Below are 23,495 nucleotides of genomic sequence, written 5' to 3'. Positions count from 1 at the left end.
GCGTCGACGTTATCACTCCGGCGCGCATCGGGGCTCGCCGGAGAAATCGATATGAGGCGAGGAGGCCCCATGTCCGAAACCACTGATGCGCACACATCCGATGCCATCGACTATCTGCAGGTGCAGGAATCGGAACCGTTCCGCAGGTTGCGCCGCGAGCATCGATCCTTCGTGTTCCCGCTCGCAGTGCTGTTCCTGGTCTGGTATTTCGTGTATGTCCTGCTCGCGGCATTCGCTCCGCATTTCATGGCGCAGCGGGTGTGGGGAGACATCACCGTCGGGCTGCTGTTCGGTCTCGGCCAGTTCGTGACGACATTCGCGATCACGATGGGCTATGTCGCATTCGCGAACCGGAAGCTGGATCCGCAATCCGCGAGCATTCGCGAGACGCTGGAGAAGACGGAGGCGGGGGCATGATCGTCATTCATTCCGCCGCCGGCTCCACGCTCGACCAGAGCAATCCGGTGCTGAACATCTCCGTCTTCCTCGCGTTCGTCGCCGTGACGCTGTTCATCGTGATCAGGGCGAGCCGGAACAACAAGACCGCAGCGGACTACTACGCGGCCGGTCGCAGTTTCACCGGCCCGCAGAACGGTTTCGCGATCGCCGGCGACTACCTCTCCGCGGCGTCCTTCCTGGGCATCTGCGGCGCGATCGCCGTGAACGGGTACGACGGGTTCCTCTACTCGATCGGGTTCCTCGTCGCCTGGCTCGTGGCGTTGCTGCTGGTGGCCGAGCTGATGCGCAACACCGGGAAGTTCACGATGGCCGACGTGCTCTCGTTCCGGCTCAGGCAGCGGCCGGTGCGGATGGCGGCGGCGCTCACGACCCTCGCGGTGTGCTTCTTCTACCTGCTCGCGCAGATGGCGGGCGCCGGCGGCCTGGTCTCGCTGCTGCTCGGCATCAGCGACAAGCTCGGGCAATCGCTCATCATCGCGGTGGTCGGCGTGCTGATGATCGTGTACGTGCTGATCGGCGGCATGAAGGGGACGACCTGGGTGCAGATCGTCAAGGCGGGTCTGCTGATCGCCGGCGCGGTCGCGATGACCGTCTGGGTGCTCGCACTGAACGGCTTCTCCCTGAACACCCTCCTGGAGAGCGCGGTGGCGGCATCCGCCTCGGACCCGAAGGACGCGATCCTCGGCCCGGGACTGAAGTACGGTGCCAATCCCTGGGACTTCATCTCCCTCGCGCTCGCCTTGGTGCTGGGCACCGCCGGGCTTCCACATGTGCTGATGCGCTTCTACACGGTGCCCACGGCGAAGGAGGCTCGTCGCTCCGTGGTGTGGGCCATCTGGCTGATCGGCATCTTCTACCTGCTCACCCTGGTGCTCGGGTACGGCGCCGGCGCACTGGTCGGACCTCAGTCGATCATGGCGGCGCCGGGCGGCGTGAACTCCGCGGCGCCGCTGCTCGCGCTCCATCTCGGCGGTCCCGTGCTGATGGGCTTCATCTCGGCGGTGGCGTTCGCGACCATCCTCGCGGTGGTGGCGGGGCTCACGATCACGGCGGCCGCGTCGTTCGCGCACGACATCTACGCGAACGTGGTGAAACGCGGCAAGAACGGCGACGGCCAGGCGGATCCGAACGGCGAGGTTCGCGTGGCGCGCCGTACCGTGATCGTGATCGGCGTGCTCGCGATCCTCGGCGGCATCGGAGCACAGGGGCAGAACATCGCCTTCCTCGTGGCTCTGGCGTTCGCTGTGGCCGCCTCGGCGAACCTGCCGACGATCCTGTACTCGCTGTTCTGGAAGCGCTTCACCACGCAGGGCGCGGTATGGAGCATGTACGGGGGCTTGGCGGCGGCGATCATCCTGATCGTGCTGTCGCCGGTGTTCTCCGGCAAACCCACCTCGTTCCTGCCGGGCGTGAACTTCGCCGTCTGGCCACTGGAGAATCCGGGGATCCTGTCGATCCCGCTCGGATTCCTGCTGGGCTGGCTCGGATCCGTACTGGACCGGGGCACGGAGGATCGGCGGCTCGCCGCCGAGATGGAGGTGCGCTCGCTCACCGGCTACGGCGCGGAGAAGGCGGTGGAGCACTGAGCCGCCCGCACTGACGAAGGGGTGCGCGCACCCGCGCGCCCGCCGCGCATCCCGCCCGGATGCGCGTCCGCCCCGGCGGCCTACACGCCGGGGCGGACGTCGACCGCGATGCGGCCTCGGGCGGCCGCATCCGCCTCCAGGTCCAGCAGGTACCGCTTGCGCTCGGGATGCGCCCCGTACTGGCCGGGCGAGCCGTCGGCACGCACCACGCGGTGCACGGGCACGACGATCGAGAAGGGGGTGTTCCGGCACGCGGTGCCCACCGCGCGAGCGGCGCCGGGACTGCCGGCCATTGCCGCGACCTCGCCGTAGCTCGCGGACTCGCCCCAGGGAATCTCGGACACGGCCTGCAGGGCGGCGCGTGTGAAGCCGTTCACGAGCCGCCAGTCCAGGGCGAGCTCCTGATCGAAGCGGATCGGCTCTCCGTCGAAGTACGCGTGCAGCAGTGCGTCGACCTCGGCGCCCGCGCCCGGATCCGGTTCCGGCAGCGCATGCAGCATCCGTGCGGTCGCCTCCAGCGCCCAGGGCGAGCCGCGGTGCATCCCCTCCGGCAGGTCGAAGGCCACCAGCCCCTCGTCGGAGAAGACGAGCAGCGCGTCCCCGAACGGGGTGTCGGCGAAGTCGTAGCGGTAGGTCATGCACCCATCCTCGGTCACCGCCGGCGCCGACGGAGGCCGAGAGGCGCAATCGGTGGGGAACATCGGGAAAAGGCCCGCTGTGGAGGGAGAAAGCACCTGAATCCGGCGAAACCCAGCGGATCTGACGGTTCTGCCCATGCGGCACGCCTAGTCTTTGTCGTGTGTGGCGACGTGACGGGAAGAACGCGGAGGACAAGTCCGTGACGCCCAGCGACGTCGACGTGGCGGAGCCGGGCGTACAGGTGGTGCATGCCGCCACGGTCGAGCGCGCCCGTCTCAGGGCGGAGGCCGCGGAGCTCGGCGGGCCGTCGCCGCTTACTGCCTACCGCGACGTCGCCGGCGGCGGAATCGACATCTCGCGGGCGCATCCCGGAAGCCTTCCCCAGTTCATCACCGGCCGCTCCACGCTGCTCTCGAACCTGTTCCGCGACGAGGTGGGGCTGCGCAACGCCCGTCTGGCTGCCGACCGCATCACCGCGAAGAACACCGAGCTGCGCACTGTGCGAGGCCTCGACGCCGTGCACCTCGCGGTCGGGCTGTGCACCTGGCGGATCGGCGGCGTCGACTACGCCGCCCCGATGCTGCTGCGTCCGCTGGCGATCCGACGGCACTACGCCGACTACGAGCTGAAGCTGCACGGGCAGTTCTTCCTCAACCCGGAGCTGGTGCGCATCGCCCGCGACCACTTCGGGATCACGATCGACGACGCCCGGCTCGCCGCCCTGGCGTATCAGAACGGCGTGTTCGCACCGCAGCCCGCCATCGACATGCTCCGTGCGGCGACCTCGTCCGTCGACACGTTCTCCGTGCAGCCGCGCATGGTCGTCTCCACCTTCGCCGATGTCGGCACCGCGATGGCCCGCGACGCCCACGACCTCGACCACCCCGTGCTCAATGCGCTGGCCGGGCACGCGGCCGATCGCGAGCGGGTCACCGCACCCGGTCCGACCCCCTCCGCCGCCGGTCCGGACGACCGGGCACCGGCCTCCGACAACCTGCTCCTCGACGCGGACAACGAGCAGGAGCAGGTGCTGGCGCGCATCGCGGCCGGGCACTCGCTCACGGTGTCGACGCTGCCGGGGACCGGCGGGACGCAGACCGTGATCAACGCGATCGGCGAGCTGGTGCGCGCGGGCAAGCGCGTGCTCGTCGTCTCGCCGCGACGCTCGACGCTCGACGGCGTGCGGCACCGCTTGAGCGGGATCGGGCTGGACGGATTCGCCGTGTCGCCCGCCTCCGTGCGCCGGGACCTGGTGCGCGCGATCGGACGCAACGAGAAGGCGGCCCCGCCCAAGCTCGCCGAGATCGACGACGCCCTGCTCCGGCTGCGCACGGTGCTGCGCGACTATCGCCGCGCGCTGACCGAGAAGGATCCGGCGCTGGGCGCCAGCGTGCTCGACGCCACCCGCATGCTCACCCGGCTCGCGCTGCTGCCGACGCCGCCGTCCACCACCGCGCGGCTCGGTCGGCCGGCGCTGCAGAACCTCGCGGAGGACCGCACGCATGCCGCCGAGGCCCTTGCGCAGGCCGCGCGGCTGGGCGAGTTCCGGTTCGGACCCGACGACTCGCCCTGGTACGGCGTCGTCTTCGCCTCCTCCGACGAGGCGCACCGCGTGCACGCGCTCGCCGAGCGGCTGCATGCGCGCACCGTGCCGGATCTGCTCGAGCAGGGCTACGAGCTGGTCGCCCAGACGCGCATGCGCCCGTTCGCGACGATCTCCGAGCTCGGCGAGTACCTGCGGCTGCTGCAGGGGATCCGCGACTCGCTCGACCGTTTCACCCCGGCCGTGTTCGAGCGTCCGCTCGGGGAGCTCATCAAGGCTCACGGCAACCGTCGGGAGAGCGCTGCGCTGACCGGTGCGAACCGTCGCCGGCTGCGCCAGCTCGCCAAGGAGTACGTGCGACCCGGTGCGCACGTGGGCGACATGCACGAGGCGCTCACGCGTATCCAGAGCCAGCGCACCGAATGGCAGCGCTATGTCGACGCCGGCGTCGCCCCCGAGGTGCCGCTCGGGCTCGCCGACGTCTCCGTGGCCTGGCGCGACGTCGACGCGCAGCTCGCCGAACTCGACGCGGCGCTGGGACGTCGCGAGCCGCTCGCGACGCTGCCGGTCGCGCGCCTGCTGCGCACGCTCGCCGGTCTCGCGGCGAAGTCCGACGTCTTCGAGAACCTCATCGAGCGCGCCCGGATCCGAGACGAACTGGCACGTCTCGGGCTCGAGCCGCTGCTGATCGACCTGTCCACCAGGCACCTCTCGGAGGATCGGGTGGGCGCCGAACTGGAGTACGCCTGGTGGCAGTCGCTGCTCGAGCAGGCGCTGCGCCAGAACCGCTCGCTGCTGGGCGCGAACACCTCCGTCGTGGATCAGCTCGAGCGCGACTTCCGCCTCGTCGACGAGGCGCATGCCGGCGCCGCGGGTCCCCTGCTTGCCTGGCAGCTGAGCGGCCAGTGGCGGATCTCGATCGTGGACGAAGCCGCAGAGGCGCAGAATCTGCGTCACGGGCTCACCCAGCACCGCACCACGGTCGCCGAGCTGGTGGCTGCGGCGCCCACGCTCATGCGCGTGCTCGCGCCCGTCTGGATCGCCTCGCCCTATCAGGTGCCGGATCTGCCCGACTCGATCGAGTTCGACACCGTGATCCTGGTCGACGCCGCCGCGATCAACCTGGCCGAGGCGACGCCGGCCATCCGCCGCGCCCGCCAGATCGTCGCGTTCGGCGATCCTGTGCTGCAGAAGCCGACCGCGTTCCAGGTGGCCACGATGCCCGCGGAGGACCGCGAGGAGGAGGAGCCGTTCGACGAGACCTCTGTGTTCGAGCGCCTCTCCGAACTGCTGCCCGTGGTCACCCTGACCCGCAGCTACCGCGCCGGCGGTGAGGATCTCGCCTCGCTCATCAACGACGCGTTCTACGGCGGCGAGATCGTGTCACTGCCGTGGGCAGGCTCCTATCTCGGACGCGGATCCCTGACCGTCGACTACGTCGAGGGTGGCGTCGGCATCCCGCACCCGGAGACCGGTGCGATGGAGAGCCCCGAGGCCGAGGTCGCGCGCGTCGTGACGCTCGTGGTGGAGCACGCGGTGCACCGCCCGACCGAGTCGCTCATGGTCGTCACCGCGAGCCGCCGGCATGCCGAGCGGGTCTTCGCGGCCGTGTCCGTCGCCTTCGCGGGGCGCAGCGACGTGGCCGAGTTCGTCGGAAGGGACACCCAGGAGCCCTTCGTCGTGCTGACGCTCGAGGAGGCGGCGGCGGAGAGCCGCGACCGCGTGATCTTCTCCCTCGGCTACGGCGTCACCAAGCACGGCCGTGTGCTCAGCGACTTCGGCGACCTGTCCTCGCCCGACGGCGACCGCCTGCTCACGATCGGCATGACCAGGGCGCGCCGGTCGATGGTGATCGTCTCATCGATCCGGCCATCCTCGTTCGACGAGGGCCGCCTCGATCACGGTGCCGCGACGCTCATGGCGATCCTCGGCGACCTCGCCGGCCACGCCCGCGAGGAGCGCTCGGAGGACCAGGCGGATCCGCTGACGCTCGCGCTCGCCAGAGAACTGCGCCGCATCGGGGTCTCGGTCGACGTGGACTACCGCGGACTGCTGCCCCTGGTGGCGCAGCACGCCGGCAAGGCGGTCGTGATCGAACCGGATCCGGAATCGCGTCCCGAGTCGCTCCGGGAGACGCTGCGCCTGCGCCCGCAGGTGCTGCGACGCCTCGGCTGGCACTACATCCGCGTGCACGCCTTCGACCTGTACAGCGATCCCGCCGGCGTCGCACGCCGCATCGGCGAGGTGCTGGGGGTGCCGCTCGACGCGCCGCGCGTGGACGGCGACACCCAGCCGCTCGATGTCGACGATGCCTGACGGGGAGCCTGCTGCGTCGTCCGAGGCGGGTTCGGACGGATCCGGATCCCGGCAGCGCATCGTGCGCGTGCGCGGTTCACGACGTGCGAAGCTGACACCGGCGCCTGGCACGCACGCCGAGCCGGACGAGCGCGACCGCGATTCCGGAGCGACGGCACAGGGCGCTTCGGGGCCGAACGACGCCGCCCTGCGCCGAGAGGTGCCGCCGCACTACTGACATCGGCGGCCCGCAGACGACGACGCCCCCGTCGCCACGAGGGCGCGGGGGCATCGAGGTTGGATCCGGTCAGGCCGACTTCTGCTTCTCGAGCAGGTCGCGGATCTGGATGAGCAGAACCTGCTCGCTGGGCAGCTCCTCGGGTGCGTCGACGACACCCGCCTTCGCGGCCTGGCGCTCCTTGAACTTGTTCATCGGCATGACGAGGAACAAGTAGACGACGAGTGCCACGGCGACGAAGTTGATGATCGCGGCGATGATGGCGCCGATGCCGAAGTGCGCATCGGCGAAGACGCCGGGGATCGTGATCGTCCACTTGGCGAGATCACCCGACGGGACGAGAGCTCCGATCAACGGGTTGATGAAACTCTCGACGATGGTGTTGATGATCGCGGTGAACGCGGCACCTATGACGACTGCGACAGCGAGGTCGATGACGTTCCCGCGTGTGATGAATTCCTTGAACCCCTTGATCATGCTTCTTTCTCTCCCCTGAAGTTCGGCCTCAGGATCCCGAGGCCGGTGCGGAGGCGGGCGCAGGTTTGGCGCTCGCCGTCGATTCCGTCTTCGATGATGCCCCCGCCGAAGAGGAAACCCCAGATCCCGCGCGGGAGTCGGTGCGATAGAAGCCCGAGCCGTTGAAGGTCACGCCGATCGTTCCGTACTCCTTGCGCAGTCGCCCCTGACACTCGGGGCACTCGGTGAGGGCGCTGTCGGAGAAGGACTGGACGGCGTCGAAGCGGTGCCCGCAGACGGTGCAGGCATAGGAGTAAGTGGGCATGGGGCCTCGCAGGTCTCGGTTCGGGAAGGTCAGGTCAGGGGGAAGACGACGGTGCGCAGCGGCGTGACCGCGCCGGTGACCGGCTGGTCGTGCACGTCGTGCGGCACCTCGTCGAGGATCTCGGAGTCGTAGACGACGGCGTAGACGGGCGGGCACTTCTGCATCGAGCCGAGCGTGCGGTCGAAGTAACCGCGCCCCCAGCCCATGCGCATTCCCGTGCGATCGACGGCTGCCGCCGGGATGAGCAGCAGATCCACCTCATCCAGCGCCATCGGGTTGAGGATCTCGCCGGTGGGCTCGGGCAGTCCGTGCAAGCCCGTCGTGATCTCCTCCTCGGAGCCCGCCACCGCCCAGTCGAGCAGGCCGTCCTCGCGGGTGATCGGCAGCAGCACGCGGATTCCGCGGGCGAGCGCCTCGCGGATGAAGGTGCGCGTGCCGGGCTCGGTGGTGGTCGAGAGGAAGCAGGAGATCGAGCGCGCGCCGGTCGCGGCGATCAGCTCGTCGAGGCGTGCCCTGAGTGCGGTCTCGGCTGCGGCGCGCTGCTGATCCGACAGCAGGCCGCGGCGCTCGCGCAGATCGGCGCGCAGCGCGCGTTTCGCATGATCGATCTCGCCGGGCATGGCCCTGATCCTACCGGGGCTCCGCGCGTGTCGGCTGAGGGCCGGATCCGAGCAAGCGCCCGTAAGCTGAGCAGATGACGAAGGCACGCATCAAGGCCGTGATCCCCGCGGCCGGCCTGGGCACGCGCTTCCTGCCTGCCACGAAGGCGATGCCCAAGGAGATGCTGCCCGTCGTCGACAAGCCCGCGATCCAGTACGTGGTCGAAGAGGCCGTGGCCGCGGGCATCGACGACATCCTCGTGATCATCGGCCGGAACAAGAACGCGATCTCGAACCATTTCGACTCCGTGCCGGAGCTCGAGGGCAAGCTGACGCAGAAGGGCGACCACAGCCGCCTCGCCCGCGTCGTCGCATCCAGCGACATGGCGGACATCCACTATCTGCGCCAGGGTGAGCCCAAGGGCCTCGGGCATGCGGTGCTGCGCGCGCGCACGCATGTGGGTGACAGCTCGTTCGCGGTGCTGCTCGGCGACGACCTCATGGACGAGCGCGATCCGCTGCTGACGGCGATGATCGCCGAGCACGAGCGAACGGGCGCGGCCGTGATCGCGCTCATGGAGGTGGATCTCGACCAGATCCACCTGTACGGCACGGCGGCGGTGGACGGAACTCCGGACGGCGCCGCCGACGAGATCCGGCACGTGACCGGATTGGTCGAGAAGCCCGCTCGTGATGAGGCGCCGTCGAATCTCGCCGTGATCGGCCGCTACGTGCTGCCTGCCTCGATCTTCGAGATCCTCGAGCGCACGCCGCCCGGGAAGGGCGGGGAGATCCAGCTCACGGACGCGCTGCAGGAGCTCGCTGCGGATCCGGACGGGCCCGGCGTGCACGGCGTGATCTTCCGCGGGCGCCGCTATGACACGGGCGATCGCCTGGAGTACATCAAGGCGATCGTGCAGCTCGCCGCCGATCGCGACGACCTCGGGCCGGACCTGCGGGTCTGGCTCAAGGAGTTCGCTGAGAGGATCTGAGCGGATCGTGGACGTCTCGGCGCCGATGCGGCACGGACCGGTCGAGCTTCGCCTCATCCGGACCAAGGACGCGCGCCCGCTGCAGCATGAGCTGGTCACCAACCGGCGCTGGCTGCAGCCGTGGGAGGCGACGCTGCCCGGCCTGCAGACCGGCATCGACATGAGGGTGAGCATCCGGCGGCTGCTGCAGCAGTACCGGGACGGCAGCGGCTATCCGTTCGTGATGGAGTACGACGGGAAGATCGCCGGTCAGCTCAACATCTGGGGAGTCATGCGCGGATCCCTGTGCTCCGCGACGATCGGCTACTGGGTCAGTGAGCGCTTCGCGGGGCACGGGATCACCCCGGCCGCCGTCGCGATGGCGACCGACCTGGCGTTCACCGATCTGGGGCTGCACCGGATCGAGATCTGCCTGCGGCCGGAGAACCGGCCGAGCCTGCGCGTCGTGCAGAAGCTCGGCTTCCGATATGAGGGTATACGCCGCCGATTCATCCACATCGACGGAGACTGGCGCGACCACCTCGCGTTCTCGCTCGTGCGCGAGGACGTGCCGGAGGGCGTGCTGAACCGCTGGGCGTCGGGGCGCGTCCCCGCGGAATGGGCGGCCGTACCGGCGTCGGATCTGCCCTCGACCGGCGTGCAGGGCACAGCCGACGTGCAGGGCGATGTCGGGCTGCACGGGGCGGCGGGCGTCCAGGGCTGAGCGCGGCCCGCCCGTGAGGCGGCTCAGCCCTCGGCAGGATCGGTGACGGCCTCCGGGACGGGGCGGCGGATCCCGATCCACGACACGACCCCGCCGACCGCGAACAGGGCGGCGGTGACCCAGGTGGCGCTGTGGAAGCCCGCCAGGTTCAGCGTTCCGCCCACGATCGTGGAGATCATCGCGACCACGAGCAGGCCCGCCACGCGGGAGACCGCGTTGTTCACCGCCGAGGCGATGCCGGAGCGGCTCTCTTCGATCGATCCGAGGATCGCCGAGGTGAGCGGGGCGACGGTCAGCGACAGGCCGATGCCGAGCACGATCATCGCCGGCAGCACCTGCCACCAGTAGTCGAAGTCCTCGGAGACGAGGAGAAGCAGCAGAGCACCCGCGGCCATGACCAGCGGACCGCCCGCCATGAACAGCCGCGGCCCGAGCCGCCCGGCGAGCCGACCGACGCGCGAGCTGAGCAGGATCATCAGGATCGTGATCGGCAGGCTGGCAAGGCCCGCCTCGGTGGCCTTGAGCCCGGCGCCCTGCTGCAGGTAGACGCCGATCACGAAACCGTTCAGAGACAGGGCCGCGTACACGAAGAGGGTGGACAGGTTGCCCCACGCGAAGTTGCGCACCCGGAACAGGGACAGCGGCATCAGCGGGTGCGGGCGGCGCTGGCGCAGCAGGAAGATCGCCAGCAGAGCCGCTCCGCCGACGGCGGTGATCAGGATCACGGGGGAGCCCCATCCCTGATGCGGCTGCTCGATGAGCGCGTAGACCACGCCGCCGAGCCCGATGGCGCAGAGCGCTCCACTGAGCCAGTCCACCTGCGCGGTGCGCTCGTGCTCCGGCAGACGGAGCCGGCGCAGCAGCAGGAGCGTGACGGCGATCGGAAGCACGTTGATGAGGAACACGAAGCGCCAGGAGAGCAGATCCACGAACAGCCCGCCGAGCAGCGGTCCGACCAGCTGTGCGGCGGTCGTGAAGGCGGTCCAGACCCCGATCGCCCTGGACTGCACCTCGCCGCGCATCACGGCCGTGATCAGCGCAAGCGAGCTCGGTACGAGCAGGGCGCCGGCGGCGCCCTGCGCGGCACGGGCGATGATGAGCACCAGGGGAGTGGGCGCGGCCGCGACGGCGATCGAGGCGACCCCGAACGCGATCAGTCCGATCCTCATCACCAGTACTCGGCCGTAGGCGTCGGAGACGGATCCGGCGAGCAGGATCAGGGCGCTGAGCGTGATCAGGTAGGCGTCCACCGCCCACTGCTGGGTGGTGATGCCGCCGCCCAGCTCGCGGCTGATCGCAGGGAGGGCGACGGTGACGACGGTGCCGTCGAGGAACGTGACGAATGATGCGAGGACGGCGACGGCGATGACGAGTCGCTGCAGAGGGGTGAACGAGGCCACGAGCCCGACCCTACTCGCCGGTGCGGACATCGGGGCCGGTCGAGGGCCTGCGCCGGCTCGGCGTGGGGTCGGCGTGCGCGTGTCGGCGCGGTCACGGGCGGGCCGTCGCATACCGTGGAGAGCATGAACGGGCCGGTGCTGAGCGGGGGCGTGATCGTCCTGGTCGCGGCGCTGCTGTGGCTGCTCTACTTCCTGCCGTCGTGGCGGGGACAGCATCAGTACGACGCCGCCGAGCGCAACGCGCTGCGGCTGAACCGCGCCCTGCGCGTGCTCGCCGAGACCAGCGAGGCGCCGCGCGAGGTGCAGCTCGAGCTGAACGCCCGCACGGCTCTCGCGCAGCAGAAGCTGGCGAAGAAGCTGCAGACAGACCGGGAGCAGGCCGATCTGCAGCTTCTGCGCGAGCAGCTCGCCTCCACGCGCGCCGATCCCGCCTTCCTGCGCGCCCGCGCTCGCCGTCGTACTCGCCTCGTCGCCACGGTGATGTTCGTCCTCGCGCTCGCCGCGTCCGGCCTGGGCGTCTGGCAGCTGGTGACCGGCGCATCATCGATCCTGCTCTGGACCGGCGGTGCTGTCGCGGTACTCGCCCTGCTGCTGCTGCAGCGCATGGCGGCGGTCGCCCGTCGCGCGGCCCGCCGTGCCGCGCGCGTCGCGACGGCACCTGCGGTGGAGGAGTCGCCCGCGCGCGAGAGCGAGCTGCATGATCAGGGCCCGCGCACCTGGACGCCCCGCACACTGCCCGAGCCGCTCACCTCCGTCGCCGGATCCCGGGCGCACGCGGCGCGCGCCACGATCGACGCCCAGACCCTTGCTCGTGAGGCCGCCCGCGCCGCCGAGCTGCAGCGCAAGGCCGATGAACTCGCCCCGCAGGCCCCCGTGGAGCTGCCCGCGCCGACGGCTGCACAGGAGTCGCCGTACACGCGGATGGGCTACGTCGACGACGCCGAGATCGAGGCGCACGTGCGTCAGCTGCTCGCCCAGCGCGCCGCGGGCTGAGCGCGAGCCGACACGCCCGGCGGGTGCTGCAGACGTCGCCGATGACGAGCGCTTCCCCGTGCCCGTGCTAGGCTGATCTGGTTCACGGGCCCATGGCGCAGTTGGTAGCGCGCCTCGTTCGCATCGAGGAGGTCAGGGGTTCAAATCCCCTTGGGTCCACCGGAACAGAAGGCCCCGAGCAGTCGCTCGGGGCTTTCGTCGTCCTCGGCTGATGATTCCTGGGGCGACATCCGAGGCCCCGGGTCTCCTCGATGTCGAGTCATTCCGGCCCGCCGTCGTCGGCCGCCTTGAGGCCCCTCCTTCGTCGCGCCCTTCACTTTTGTTGATACAGTCGTGCTAACAAAGATCGAGCGGGGAAGGGTGGTGCGACATGATCCTGGCATTTGTCGTGGTGTGCGAGGTCGCGTTCTGGGTGACGATCGTCGCCGGGCTCGTGGCGCGATATGTGCTGCGCCGGCCCCGCCTCGGCGCGGGATTCCTGATCGCGGCGCCGCTCATCGATGTGGTTCTCCTCATCCTGGTCGCGTCCGACCTGCTCCGTGGCGGGACCGCGTCCTGGGAGCACGGCCTGGCGGCGGCCTACATCGGCTTCTCGATCGCGTTCGGGCATCCGCTCATCGCCTGGGCCGACATCCGATTCGCGCATCGCTTCGCGGGCGGGCCTCGCCCGGTCGCGCTCGCTGGGTCGGCGTATGCGAAGAAGTGCTGGAAGGATCTGCTGCGCACCCTGCTGATGGCCGCGATCGCATCGGCGATCGTCGCGATCCTCGTCCTGCTGGTCGGTGACGCAGAGCGAACGGAGGGTCTGCTCGCCGGCTTCCGCATCGTCGGAATCGTGCTGGTCGTCGACCTCCTATGGGCCGTGAGCTACACGATCTGGCCGAAGAAGCCCGCGCCGCGACCGCAGCCGGTCCGTCCCTAGACTGGCGATCATGCCCCGACTCATCGATGCGGACGAGCGCACCGCCCAGATCGCGGCCGCGTCGATGAGAGTGCTCGAGCGGGACGGTCTCGCCGGGCTTTCGGTGCGCGGTGTCGCGGAGGAGGCCGGGATCGCGACCGCGTCATTGCGCCGCGCCTTCCCCACCCAGCACGCACTGCGCGAACACTGCCTTCGCCTGATCGAGGAGCGAGCTTCCGGGCGGATCGCAGCGGCGTCGCAGCATCTGAATGCGCGTCACCTTGTCGAAGACGTGCTCTCGCAGCTTCTGCCGCTGGACAGCGAACGGCGCACCGAGCTCATCGCGCAGGTGCAGCTCGGTGTCCTCGCCCTGACGGATGCGCAGCTGCGGCCCACCGCGATCCGGCTCAACGAGGCCGTCGGCCGTGTCTGCAGTTCGATGATCCTGCACCTCCAGCGGGCAGGAGGACTCGGCGCGGGCCGCGACCCCGAGTACGAGGCGCTGCGTCTCAACGCGCTGCTCGACGGCATCGCCCTGCAGGCGCTGTGGCCTGACCGGCCACTGTCGGCGAAGGCCATGAGGGGCCTGCTCTCCCGACATCTCGACGAGCTCGCGCTGCCCTGACGGCGTTGCGCGGAGCCCCCGCGCTTCGTCGTCGGTGAATCGGCCAAGCGACAGGATCGAGCTGTGATCTTCAGGTCTCGCGGTGCGCGTGATGGCGCGCGAGCATGACGCGACAGAGGAAGATGGTCTCATGGGCGAATCGGCTTGCGGTCCCGACTGCGCCTGCGGCGTGCCGCCTCGCGACGTGCTGTCCGGCGGGCGCACGGCCCTTCCGCTGCTCGGCGCGCGGGAGGTACGCGGGGGAGACGCCGTCGGCCGGCATGCGATCGCGCAGGCGCGGATCCCCGCCGGCTCCTTCGTCATGGGCGACTCCTCGGGCGACGAGAACCGGGGCGACGGCGAGACCCCGCGGCACCGCGTGGCGCTCGAGGGCTTCGAGATCGACGCGACCACCGTCACGAACGCCGACTTCGCCCGCTTCGTCGAAGCCACCGGCTACCGCACGGAGGCGGAGACCTTCGGGTTCTCCGCTGTGTTCCATCTGGCCGTGAGTGCTCCCGACGCCGACGTCATGGGTCCCGCGGCCGGCACCCCGTGGTGGTACGGCGTGCGCGGCGCGGACTGGGCGCACCCCGGGGGATCCCGCTCGGATCTGGACGGGCTCGCCGACCACCCCGTCGTGCACGTGAGCTGGAACGACGCCGCGGCGTACTGCGCCTGGGCCGGCCGCCGGCTGCCCACCGAAGCCGAATGGGAGTACGCCGCCCGTGGCGGACTCGACGGGGCGAAGTACCCCTGGGGCGACGAGGAGCCGGACGACGGCGGATGGCGCACGAACATCTGGCAGGGCTCGTTCCCGCGCGAGAACACCCTCGACGACGGCTGGCTGACGACGGCTCCGGTGCGCGCCTTCGCCGCCAACGGCTACGGACTCTTTCAGCCGGTCGGCAACGTGTGGGAGTGGTGCGCGGACTGGTTCGACCCGCGTGCCTACGAGCGTTCCGCCGAGGCGGATCCGCGCGGCCCGTCGCTCGGCATGGCGCGCGTGCTGCGCGGCGGCAGCTACCTGTGCCACATCTCCTACTGCAACCGCTACCGCAACTCCGCGCGCAGCTCGAACACGCCCGACTCGTCGATGGGCAACGCCGGATTCCGCACCGTCTCGCTCCGAACGGAGAACGCATGAGCACCAGCCGCTTCCCCCGGCGCGTCTACGACCGCGGCGAGGAACCGGACGCCCGGTTCACGCTCGCGAACGAGCGCACGTTCCTGGCCTGGATCCGTACCTCGCTCGCGCTGCTCGCGGGCGGTGTCGCGCTCGAGGCCCTAGGCCTCGGCATGCACCCGGGATTCCGGCACGCGGCCTCGATCCTGCTCATCGTGGCGGGGCTGCTGACCCCCGTGCAGGCGTGGCTGGGCTGGATGCGCACCGAGCGCTCGCTGCGGGAGTCGACCCCGCTGGGCCCGCCGTGGATCGCGATCCCGCTCGTCCTCGTGGTCGTGGCGACCGGGATCCTCGTGCTGCTCGGGGTGCTGCTGGCGTGACCGGCGAACCGGAGCGGGTCTTCGACCCCGGCCTGCAACCCGAGCGCACCGCCCTGGCGTGGCGGCGCACGGCGCTCGCGCTCGCCGGAGGATCCGTGGTCATCATGCGGATCCTGACGTCGGTGATCGGCGGGGCGGCGCTCGCGCTGGGCTTCGCGGGCCTCGCCCTCGCACTCGTGGTGCTGGTCGGCTCGCACCGGCGCTACCGGCGTCAGCACCGGGCGCTCACCTCGACCGAACCGGTCGTGCTGCGCTCCGGCTGGCCGGTCGCCGCGCTGACCGGCGCGACACTGCTCGTCGGAGTGCTCTGCCTGCTGTTCGTTCTGGGGAGGGGCTGACCCGGCCGGCGTGCCGCGCACCCGTACGATGTTCACGTGCCCGCCCTGCATGACCGCGCCTGGACCTTCCGAGAGCGCCTCGCTGCAAGACTGCGCGGGTTGCCGTGGTGGCTCGTGGTCGCTGCCGGTGCGGTCTCGCTGACCTCGGGCGTGCTGCTGCTGGTCGCCGAGGGGGACATCGTGCTGCGCCTGCGGCTGCTGATCGGACTCGGCTTCCTGATCTCGGGTGTCGACGATCTCAGCGCAGCGCTCACGCGCGACCGAGGCCGCGCGCTGAGCATCGTGAGCGGCCTGCTGGCTGTGGCAGGCGGCCTCGCGATGTGTGCAGGCGCGGTGCCTGCCGACGTCATCGTCCTGATCGCCGCGCTGGTCTACTTGTCCAGCGGTGTGTCGAAGGTGATGGCCGTCGTGCGTGCGGAGTCTGAGGCGCCACGCACCGAACTCCTGTTCGGCATGCTCGACCTGGCGCTCGCTGTGCTCTGCGTGTTCCTGCCGGCGTGGGGAGTCCGTGCGCTCACCGTGGTGCTGGGCGCGCGCAGCGTGATCGTCGGCGCGCGGATCATCCCGCTCGCCTGCACGCGGCTGCGCCGGGCTCAGCGTGACGCGAGGAAGCGGACGCTCGCCGACGGGGAGCGCTAGCGGAGGAGCGTACCTTTGCAGGGTGCAGAAACTCGCTACAGCCCTGGATCCGCTACCCGAACGCCCCGCGCCGGACAATCCGCAGGGCAAGCTCGTCCTGCTTCGCCATGGCGAGACCGAGTGGTCGCGCACCGGGCGCCACACGGGCCGCACCGACATCCCGCTCACTCCGCGCGGCGAGGAGCTGGCCCGACTGGCCGGGGCGCTCGTGACCGGATACGACTTCCGCCTCGTGCTGTCCTCTCCGCTGCAACGCGCGCGCCGCACCGCAGAGCTCGCGGGGCTGAAGGCCGACGTCGATCCGCTGCTCGTGGAATGGGACTACGGCGGCTATGAGGGGCGCACCACGAAGGACATCCGTGCCGAACTCGGCTACAACTGGAGCGCGTTCACGCACGGCGTGATCCGTGGCGAGACCCCCGGGGAGACCGTCGAGGAGGTCGCCGCACGGGCTTCGCGGGTGCTCACCCGGGTGCTGCCCGCGATGGTCGACGGCGACGTCGCGCTCATCGCGCACGGCCACTACCTGCGGATCCTGACCGCCGTGTTCCTGCGTCAGGCGCCGCGGTTCGGGGCCGCGATCACCCTGGACGCCGGATCCGTCTCGGTGCTCGGCTTCACCCGCGAGCAGCCCGCGATCCTGGCGTGGAACCACGGCCCGCAGCTGCCTCTGGTGCCCTCCGAGTCCTGAGAGAAGTTCGATGAGCCCTTCCCATCTTCGAAGATATGTTCTAGAGTGGGGCATGGCCATCATCGATCCCTACCTCGTCCGCAGTGAGGAGATCGTGGATCGGTGCCGTGAGATCGACCGTCGGATCGCCGCTCTCGAGGCGGAGAAGTCGGCCCTGCTCGGAGCGCGGGTGCAGCTGCTCCTCGACGAGGTCCCACCCGGCGCCGACGGCTTCGAGAGCGCTGAGCGGTCGATGTTCGCGGAGATCTCCGCGGGGCTGCACATCTCCCGGGCGGCGGCCGCAAGAGCGCTCAGCACGGGTTGGTCCTTGAACGATCGATTTCCCGCGACGAGGGCCGCGCTCGCTGCGGGAGAGATCTCCCTGCGGCACGCGGTCGTGATCGTCGCCGGAGCGTCGGCGATCGACATCGCGGACCACGAGGCCGCGGCCCGCTACGAGGAGCTGGTGGTGCCGTACGCAGCAGCGGAGACGGCGCCGCGCACGGAGGCCTTCGCGAAGTCGGCGGCGGCAGCGGTCGCCCCGGAGAGCACGACGGAGAGGCATCGCCGTGCCCGCGTTGATCGGCAGGTGCGGGTCACCGACGTCGACGACGGGATGGCCTGGTTGGAGATCCTGATGCCGTCGCCGCTCGCGCACGCTGCCCATGGTCGGCTGACGGCGATCGCCCGGCGGATCCGTACGACCGGGGCTGCCGAGGTCGGCGGTGCGTTCCACGGCCCGCACGCCCCGCAGGCCGGACGAGAACTCACCGACGACGATTGGCGACGGCTGGAGCTGTTCGCGTCGATGGCCGACGATCTCCAGGAGCCGGCCCGTGATACTCGATCTCTCGATGAGATTCGCGCAGACATCGCCACGGATCTGCTGCTCGCCTCCGACACCGATCTGATCAACGAGAGCGGAATCGAGAGCATCCGCGCCACGGTGCAGGTCACGATCGCTGCATCCACGCTGACCGGCGCCGACGATCGGCCGGCGGAGCTCGACAGACGCGGTCCGATCGATGTGGATCTCGCCCGGCGCCTCGCGGCGACGGCTGACGTGTGGGACCGGCTCTTCCTCGACGCTCGCGGGATGCTCACCCGCGCCGACACGTATGCCCCCACGGAGCGGATGCGACGATTCCTACGAGCCAGGGACCAGCGCTGCCGGTTCCCGGGGTGCCGGATGCCCGCCCGTTCCTGCGACATCGACCACAACCACGACCACGCCAAAGGCGGCCGCACCGATCTCGGCAACCTGTGCTGCCTGTGCCGGGGACATCATGCGCTGAAACATCCCGACGTCGACGACCGCTGGCGATGGCACGCCATCCAACAGCCCGGGGGCGTCATCGAATGGATCAGCCCCGACGGGCGCGCCTATGTCGACGAGCCCGCACCGCGCGTCCAGTTCGTCTGACCAGCCCCGGCGGCCCGGGATCGTCGCCCCCTCGCGGTGCTCTCATCCTGCTCACCGACGGGGATGCGTGGAGCATCAGTCGGCGACCCCGGGATCACCATTCTGCTCGAGCACCGGCGGTGACGGGGGAGCGGGGATCGCTCCGGTGTGCCCCTCGCTCTCGTAGTCCGGGCGCGGCGGCTGCCGCCGCTGGTGCGCGCCCTCGCCGCCGAGTCGTCCGCCGTAGGGGCGGCCATGGTCGGCGAACTCGTCGCGCACGAACACGAAACGCCAGTCGCCGGCGGTGAAACGCGCGCCGGTGTGCAGGGTCTCGACCGAGCGGCCCTCCTCCTCGGCGGCTTTCGCGATGTTCGCGCTGGTCTGACCGGGAGCGAGCATCTCGAGGTCGTAGTCGTCGTGGCCGTCATGGCGGATGATCGCGTGCACCGCGGCGATGCTCTCGAGGCGGATCTGGCAGTCCGCACCGGAACCGATCCGCGTCTCGTCCTCGGTGATCTCGTGCACCAGGTGGGTGTCTTCGCGAGTGATCAGCAGGTGAGGATGCCCTGCGCCCCAGTCCGCGTGCGTCGTGGTGCCGCGCTGCTGCTCCTGCGTGTTCATTTCGGACCTCCTTCGGGGAGTCCGGGCGGCGTGGATCATCGCTCCAAGACGCTCAGTGGGATGTCGCCACGGCCTCTCGCCTATCGCGATGGTAGCCCCGTCCGAGGCCTCCGGCGCCGGTTCCGGGAAACCCGTCGCTGCGACGTCCGGAGCGACCGCCGTCCCGCGGATCCGGGCCTGAAGAGAGCTTCAGAGACCGGATCCGCGGGGCCCTTCGACAGGCTCAGGGACCGGAACGCTCAGCCGTGGTGATCGTGCCTGTGGCCTTCGTCGTGCGTGTGCGCTTCGCCGTGCGCATGCGTGTGCGCTTCGCCGTGCCCGTGACCGGCGCCGTGGTCGCAGTGGCACTCCCCGCCGCCGCAGGCGCACGCAGCGCCCTTGACCGAGCGAGGGGCGTCCAGCGAGGGATTGCGGTCGAAGAACCCGAACGGCTTGAGCCAGAACGAGATCGTGTCGGCCGGCATGATCGGCCAGTCCTCGGCACGGGTGATGTGGTGGATCCCGAAGTTGTACCAGAGCACCACGTCCTCGTCGACGAGGTTCTCGTCATCCGCGATCCATGCCGTCATGCCGTTGCCGAGGTCGTCGACGGCCTGCGTCGGGTAGTCGCCCGCAGGCCAGAACTGGTCGTCGTGGTGCCGCGTCACCCAGACCGTCTTGCCGATGACCGGGTTGCGCTTCAGGATCGGCGAGGACTCGTCGAACATCGCCGGGAAGGATGCCGAGGGCACGAGCTTGTAGGAGACGGGGGCGCCCCACGCGTTCAGCTTGTTCGGGTTCTGCACCTTCCACCCGCGCTGGCGCTCCCAGTTGAAGCTGCGACCCGCCTCCGCCTCGGAGCGGATGACCGTGGCCTGCGTGTTCAGGTCGAGGCCGAACGGGTTCGACTCCGAGATCGGCGCGGGCATCGAGTCGGACTCCACGACGGTATTGCCGTCCCCGTCGATGTCCAGGTCGAGGCGGGCGATGAGGAAGTGCTGGTGGAACGGCGCGTAGGTGCGGGTGTCGATCGTCGTCCCCGTGGCCTTGCCGTCCTGCCCTTCCGCCATGGGCGTGGTCACCATGATGCCGGTGGCGCGCACCTCGCACTCGATGTTGCCGTCCTGGTAGAAGCGCCAGTACACGAGGTACTCGTAGTTGGCGACCGTGGCGTGCACTGACACCACGAACCGGCGCTGCCGGCGCACCTCGGTGCCGGAGTCGGGATCCACGTGCTTCCACAGCACGGCGTTGTCCTCCTCGTGCAGGCAGATCGCGTTGGTGATCGTCCAGGGCTGGCCGGCGGTGTCCGGCAGCACCGCGTCCAGGTAGGTGATCTCGCCGAGACAGTCGCAGCCGAGCTCGAGCGAGGTGCACATGTATCCGAGGCCCCACTCGCCGATGTCGAACGCGGTGCGCCGGTAGTGGTCGAAGCTGGAGTCCCGGTAGGGCACGATCATCTCGGCGAAGGACATGCGGTACGCGATCTCGCGCCGGGTGCCCTGGTCGTCGTAGCCGACCTGGTAGATGACCGGCCCCTCGCGGTAGTTGAACCCGAGCCGGAAGTCCCAGTCCTGCCAGCGGATCCGGGATCCGTCGACGGTGAAGGAGACGCCCTCGGGCTGCACGATCTGCAGTGGCTTGAGATCCTCGCGCGGTGTGATGCCGGCCAGTTCGGGCACGTATTCGCCGTGCACGTCGGGGAAGCCGTAGTCGTGGTGGTCCTCGATCTCGAGCACCTCGAGCGTGTTCATGTCGACGATGATCTTCAGCCCGCTCACGGGATGCGCGTACGGGTTGCCATCCGGCGTCGCACGCATCCACAGATCGACCCAGCCGAGGCGGCGGTCGCGCCACTGCTCGGGGAGCACGGCTCCGCCGTAGGTCCATACGTCGAACAGCACGAGGTCGACGTCGTCGATGCCGCGGGCCGCGAGCGCCGCGCGCACCTCGGGGTTCTCCTTCATCGCGTGATCGCAGTCGTGGTACTCGTCGATCGTGAAGTTGGGGGTGACGCCCGGCACGTGCTTCCACGACTCCACGGTGTCGTCCGTGAGGTTCACGACGGCCTCGTAGACCTCGTTGGTCTGCTTGCGCCAGAGCACCGAGAGCGAGCGCCGCACGATCGGATCCCCGTCGCGCCAGGCCTTCACCTCGGTCTTCGGCGGCTCCTTGAGGATGATCGAGGCGTACCGCCAGCCGGCATCGATGCCGTGCTCGCGGGTGAGAACGGCGGCGGTGGCGGAGAACTCCGCTCCGGTGAGCGAGTCCAGGGGGTGCGACGGCGTGGGCTGCTGCGACATAGGGGTCCCGATCGGTCGATCCGGGGCACGCGCCGATGCGCGCCCCAGCGGACTTAGAGTCTGCCAGTCCGGCGCGGAGTTCGCATCGACAGGATCAGCCGATCTCCACGCCGGTCCGGGCGTCGAAACGCCGGGTCGTCGTCTTGTACACCCCGTCACTGTCGACGTCGATGACGAGCGGTCCCTGCAGTCGGCGGATCATCACGTTCGAGATCACGATGCCGGGGGCGTCCGCGCGCACGGTCGCGACCGCGCGGCGCACGACGTCCGGGTCGACCTCGTCGATCGAGAACCCGCCCTGGGACGAGGTGAGCTCACTGGTCCAGGACAGGCTGAGGGATCCGTTCCGGTAGGCGTAACTGTCCTCGCCCTCCGGATCCGTCGCGCTCCTCGCATCGATCGACCAGTAGGTGTCGAAGATCACCACGGACTCCAGGCTGCGGCCGCGCAGCTGACGGCGCAGATCGGTGAGATCGAGGTCGAGGACCGCGGAGTCCCAGACGCCCTGGACGTGTCCGCTGAGGCGCTGCGGCATCTCCCCGATCAGCGCGACGGCGCGTTGCGGAGTGGAGAACACCCAGACGGTGCCGAGCGCGAACCCGCCGGCGACGCAGAGCATGATGATCACGAGGTTCGCCAGGATCCGGCCGGCGCGGCCGGCGGTCGAGGGGGTCTCCGAGGGCGACGGGCCGGCGGCCTGCGCCGTCGGAGGCGTCGTCGCGGCGACTGATGCCGCGGTGAAACCGTCGTAGCGCGCCGGTGCGTCGCGCAGCGCGACCTTCCACTGCGCATCGGGCGCGGGATCCAGCACGGGGCGCGCACCGGGCGTCGTCGCCAGCACCACGTAGCGCCCGGTGAAGAAGCCGGGCAGTTCGCCCATGGTGATGAGCTGCGAGAACACCTCGCGGCGCGGAGCGCCGGCGCGGGGGAACACCGTGACCGTGAATTCGTACAGGTGGTGGAAGTTGCGCACGGTGACCCCCTGCTCGCGCAGGGACTCGATGCGGGCGATCTCGCGAGGCGCCGTCGCCGCGAGAACCTGGGAGTCCCGGAGTCTCACGCCGCGCCCCACCGACGAGCCCGAGCCGAGCCCGGCCACCGTGCTGAGGATCAAAATCGTCGGCACGACGGTCGTGGCGACGAGGAGGGCGATGACGAACGCGATCGTCGCCGTCTCGGCGCTGCCGAGGACGAACCCGAGGATCGAGGCGAGGACGGTGCCGATCGCCATCCAGAAGAGGACGAGGATCCCTCGTCGCACCCAGCTGTTCATGTCATGCTCCTCGCTCTCGGGTCAGGGTCTTGTGGGGGGTGGGCCGCGCTCGCGTCACCCGAGCAGCAGGGCCTGCGGGTCGTCGGGGGAGACGCGGAAGGGCAGCACGGCGCCCGGGCGCCAGTTGTGCAGGGCCGGCTCGGCGATGACCGTGCGGTAGGTCGCCCGGTACGGCTCGCGGCCCTCGATCCGCACGTCCAGGAGCACGGCGTACACCGTCAGGCCGTCGGCGGAAGAAGGGCCTTCGGGTGTGCACGCGAGCACCGTGCCGGACGCGGGCAGGCCGCGCTGGTGGAACGCCAGATTCGCGAACGGATCGGCCGTCGCCGCACCGTACGGTCCGCCGGGTCCGCTCCGGGCCGCTGCGGCGTGCGGATCCGCGAAGGCCTCCGCGACGCGCCCCCATTGCTCCGCGATGTCGGCCGACTGGCGGATCGTGTCCCGCATGGACGGAAGGGGCGGCAGCTCGCGCGTCACGCGCAGCAGGCGCAGCAGGTCGCGGATCACGCCCATGATGCGCTCAGCTCGTCAGGGCGATGTTCTGCGGATCCGCCGGGTCGACGGCAATGCCGTGCGCGGATCCGATCGCGTAGTTGCCGATGAACTGCGCGGCGACCATCTCCCGCTTGGCGACCGTGTAGGGCGCGGCACCCGGAATCGTCACCTCGACCTCGATCCGAAACCAGGCGTTGCCCGCCGTACGCTCTCCCGTGTCGACGGCACCCGTGATGATGCCGGTCCCCGGCGTGCCGATCGCGATCACCCGGTTGAGCTCCTGACCGTAGGCGTTCAGCACATCGTGGTCGGCCTGCATCCGTGCCCGCAGGTCTGCGCCCTCCGCGGCGATGGGCAGCGAGCCGTCCGAGTATCCCGCCTGGGCGAGTTGCTGTGCGGCGAGCTGTTGTGCGGCCTGCGCCTGCACAGCCATCGTCTGCGGGTCGATGCCGGCGAGTGCGTTCTTGGTGCGATCGAAGAGTCCCATGATCTGTACCTCCTGTGTGTTCCGGTGGAACTGCGTATCCCTGTGGATG

25 protein-coding genes and 1 tRNA gene are annotated in these 23,495 nt (G+C 70.0%); 16 read left to right on the top strand and 10 right to left on the bottom strand.

The features are described 5' to 3' along the window. The first annotated feature begins 69 nt into the window (after positions 1 to 69). Entirely contained in the window at positions 70 to 417 is a 348-nt protein-coding gene (locus tag AC1DCT_RS06260; protein ID WP_477428068.1) for a DUF485 domain-containing protein, read from the top strand. Further along, positions 414 to 2,045, top strand: coding sequence for a solute symporter family protein (locus AC1DCT_RS06255; RefSeq protein ID WP_477428066.1), 1,632 nt, complete (start codon positions 414 to 416; stop codon positions 2,043 to 2,045). The genes AC1DCT_RS06260 and AC1DCT_RS06255 overlap by 4 nt, the downstream gene beginning before the upstream one ends. A gap of 80 nt (positions 2,046 to 2,125) precedes the next feature. On the opposite strand, the gene AC1DCT_RS06250 is transcribed toward AC1DCT_RS06255, so the two are convergent. Next, positions 2,126 to 2,683, bottom strand: coding sequence for a methylated-DNA--[protein]-cysteine S-methyltransferase (locus AC1DCT_RS06250; protein ID WP_477428064.1), 558 nt, complete (start codon positions 2,681 to 2,683; stop codon positions 2,126 to 2,128). A 200-nt stretch (positions 2,684 to 2,883) separates the two neighbouring features. Between AC1DCT_RS06250 and AC1DCT_RS06245 the strand changes: the two genes are divergently transcribed. Together AC1DCT_RS06245 and AC1DCT_RS06240 are read left to right on the top strand one after the other, a co-directional pair. Continuing rightward, positions 2,884 to 6,543, top strand: a complete 3,660-nt coding sequence (locus tag AC1DCT_RS06245) for an AAA family ATPase (RefSeq protein ID WP_477229526.1) — start codon at positions 2,884 to 2,886, stop codon at positions 6,541 to 6,543. After that, positions 6,536 to 6,760, top strand: coding sequence for a hypothetical protein (locus AC1DCT_RS06240; RefSeq protein WP_440733718.1), 225 nt, complete (start codon positions 6,536 to 6,538; stop codon positions 6,758 to 6,760). The genes AC1DCT_RS06245 and AC1DCT_RS06240 overlap by 8 nt, the downstream gene beginning before the upstream one ends. 69 nt (positions 6,761 to 6,829) lie before the next feature. Here the strand turns inward: AC1DCT_RS06240 and mscL are convergent, their stop codons facing one another. Genes mscL through AC1DCT_RS06225 form a run of 3 tightly spaced genes read right to left on the bottom strand, consistent with a single transcriptional unit; the run spans position 6,830 to position 8,161 of the window. Beyond that, the gene (mscL, locus tag AC1DCT_RS06235; protein ID WP_440733717.1) at positions 6,830 to 7,237 is read right to left on the bottom strand and encodes a large conductance mechanosensitive channel protein MscL; all 408 of its coding nucleotides are present in this window, start codon (positions 7,235 to 7,237) and stop codon (positions 6,830 to 6,832) included. A gap of 28 nt (positions 7,238 to 7,265) precedes the next feature. After that, on the bottom strand, positions 7,266 to 7,541 hold the full coding sequence (locus tag AC1DCT_RS06230; RefSeq protein WP_441976427.1) for an FmdB family zinc ribbon protein: 276 nt from the start codon (positions 7,539 to 7,541) through the stop codon (positions 7,266 to 7,268). Between the two features lie 29 nt (positions 7,542 to 7,570). Further along, entirely contained in the window at positions 7,571 to 8,161 is a 591-nt protein-coding gene (locus AC1DCT_RS06225; protein WP_441976426.1) for a 5-formyltetrahydrofolate cyclo-ligase, read from the bottom strand. Positions 8,162 to 8,235: 74 nt separating this feature from the next. On the opposite strand from AC1DCT_RS06225, the gene galU reads away from it, so the two are divergent. Then, positions 8,236 to 9,132, top strand: coding sequence for a UTP--glucose-1-phosphate uridylyltransferase GalU (gene galU, locus AC1DCT_RS06220; protein WP_440733714.1), 897 nt, complete (start codon positions 8,236 to 8,238; stop codon positions 9,130 to 9,132). A 25-nt stretch (positions 9,133 to 9,157) separates the two neighbouring features. After that, positions 9,158 to 9,835 (top strand): GNAT family N-acetyltransferase, encoded by a 678-nt coding sequence (locus AC1DCT_RS06215; RefSeq protein WP_477428436.1) that lies wholly within the window; start codon positions 9,158 to 9,160, stop codon positions 9,833 to 9,835. A 23-nt stretch (positions 9,836 to 9,858) separates the two neighbouring features. Here the strand turns inward: AC1DCT_RS06215 and AC1DCT_RS06210 are convergent, their stop codons facing one another. Beyond that, on the bottom strand, positions 9,859 to 11,265 hold the full coding sequence (locus tag AC1DCT_RS06210; RefSeq protein ID WP_477428062.1) for an MFS transporter: 1,407 nt from the start codon (positions 11,263 to 11,265) through the stop codon (positions 9,859 to 9,861). A 93-nt stretch (positions 11,266 to 11,358) separates the two neighbouring features. On the opposite strand from AC1DCT_RS06210, the gene AC1DCT_RS06205 reads away from it, so the two are divergent. The 10 genes from AC1DCT_RS06205 (at position 11,359) to AC1DCT_RS06160 (ending at position 18,309) form a co-directional block, all read left to right on the top strand. Next, positions 11,359 to 12,228, top strand: a complete 870-nt coding sequence (locus tag AC1DCT_RS06205) for a hypothetical protein (RefSeq protein ID WP_477428060.1) — start codon at positions 11,359 to 11,361, stop codon at positions 12,226 to 12,228. Positions 12,229 to 12,314: 86 nt separating this feature from the next. Then, positions 12,315 to 12,387 (top strand) — tRNA-Ala (locus AC1DCT_RS06200). A gap of 211 nt (positions 12,388 to 12,598) precedes the next feature. Further along, a complete protein-coding gene (locus AC1DCT_RS06195; RefSeq protein WP_477428058.1) occupies positions 12,599 to 13,150 on the top strand; it encodes a hypothetical protein in 552 nt (183 codons plus the stop codon). A gap of 10 nt (positions 13,151 to 13,160) precedes the next feature. Further along, on the top strand, positions 13,161 to 13,754 hold the full coding sequence (locus tag AC1DCT_RS06190) for a TetR/AcrR family transcriptional regulator (RefSeq protein WP_477428056.1): 594 nt from the start codon (positions 13,161 to 13,163) through the stop codon (positions 13,752 to 13,754). A 130-nt stretch (positions 13,755 to 13,884) separates the two neighbouring features. Then, positions 13,885 to 14,880: a formylglycine-generating enzyme family protein gene (locus AC1DCT_RS06185; protein ID WP_477428054.1), complete on the top strand. Its 996-nt coding sequence runs from the start codon at positions 13,885 to 13,887 to the stop codon at positions 14,878 to 14,880. Next, complete coding sequence (locus AC1DCT_RS06180) at positions 14,877 to 15,239, top strand: YidH family protein (protein ID WP_233311440.1); 363 nt, start codon at positions 14,877 to 14,879, stop codon at positions 15,237 to 15,239. Before AC1DCT_RS06185 ends, AC1DCT_RS06180 begins: the two co-directional genes overlap by 4 nt. Continuing rightward, positions 15,236 to 15,577: a YidH family protein gene (locus tag AC1DCT_RS06175; protein WP_477428052.1), complete on the top strand. Its 342-nt coding sequence runs from the start codon at positions 15,236 to 15,238 to the stop codon at positions 15,575 to 15,577. Before AC1DCT_RS06180 ends, AC1DCT_RS06175 begins: the two co-directional genes overlap by 4 nt. Before the next feature lie 36 nt (positions 15,578 to 15,613). Next, the gene (locus AC1DCT_RS06170) at positions 15,614 to 16,216 is read left to right on the top strand and encodes a DUF308 domain-containing protein (protein ID WP_441976420.1); all 603 of its coding nucleotides are present in this window, start codon (positions 15,614 to 15,616) and stop codon (positions 16,214 to 16,216) included. 22 nt (positions 16,217 to 16,238) lie between these two features. Further along, positions 16,239 to 16,907: a histidine phosphatase family protein gene (locus AC1DCT_RS06165; protein ID WP_441976419.1), complete on the top strand. Its 669-nt coding sequence runs from the start codon at positions 16,239 to 16,241 to the stop codon at positions 16,905 to 16,907. A gap of 52 nt (positions 16,908 to 16,959) precedes the next feature. Beyond that, entirely contained in the window at positions 16,960 to 18,309 is a 1,350-nt protein-coding gene (locus AC1DCT_RS06160; protein ID WP_477428050.1) for an HNH endonuclease signature motif containing protein, read from the top strand. 75 nt (positions 18,310 to 18,384) lie between these two features. Here AC1DCT_RS06160 and AC1DCT_RS06155 read toward each other — a convergent pair whose 3' ends face one another. The 5 genes from AC1DCT_RS06155 to AC1DCT_RS06135 form a co-directional block, all read right to left on the bottom strand. Further along, complete coding sequence (locus AC1DCT_RS06155; protein ID WP_441976417.1) at positions 18,385 to 18,909, bottom strand: FHA domain-containing protein; 525 nt, start codon at positions 18,907 to 18,909, stop codon at positions 18,385 to 18,387. A 239-nt stretch (positions 18,910 to 19,148) separates the two neighbouring features. After that, the gene (locus tag AC1DCT_RS06150) at positions 19,149 to 21,191 is read right to left on the bottom strand and encodes a primary-amine oxidase (protein WP_477428048.1); all 2,043 of its coding nucleotides are present in this window, start codon (positions 21,189 to 21,191) and stop codon (positions 19,149 to 19,151) included. A gap of 94 nt (positions 21,192 to 21,285) precedes the next feature. Beyond that, on the bottom strand, positions 21,286 to 22,464 hold the full coding sequence (locus AC1DCT_RS06145; RefSeq protein ID WP_477428046.1) for a hypothetical protein: 1,179 nt from the start codon (positions 22,462 to 22,464) through the stop codon (positions 21,286 to 21,288). Between the two features lie 54 nt (positions 22,465 to 22,518). Beyond that, on the bottom strand, positions 22,519 to 22,977 hold the full coding sequence (locus tag AC1DCT_RS06140; protein ID WP_440733700.1) for a hypothetical protein: 459 nt from the start codon (positions 22,975 to 22,977) through the stop codon (positions 22,519 to 22,521). A gap of 7 nt (positions 22,978 to 22,984) precedes the next feature. Then, positions 22,985 to 23,446: a hypothetical protein gene (locus AC1DCT_RS06135; RefSeq protein WP_477428044.1), complete on the bottom strand. Its 462-nt coding sequence runs from the start codon at positions 23,444 to 23,446 to the stop codon at positions 22,985 to 22,987. Positions 23,447 to 23,495 lie beyond the last annotated feature (49 nt).

The sequence above is a fragment of the Microbacterium sp. 10L49 genome (genome assembly GCF_056395125.1).
This window is presented reverse-complemented; position numbering and strand designations above follow the sequence as displayed.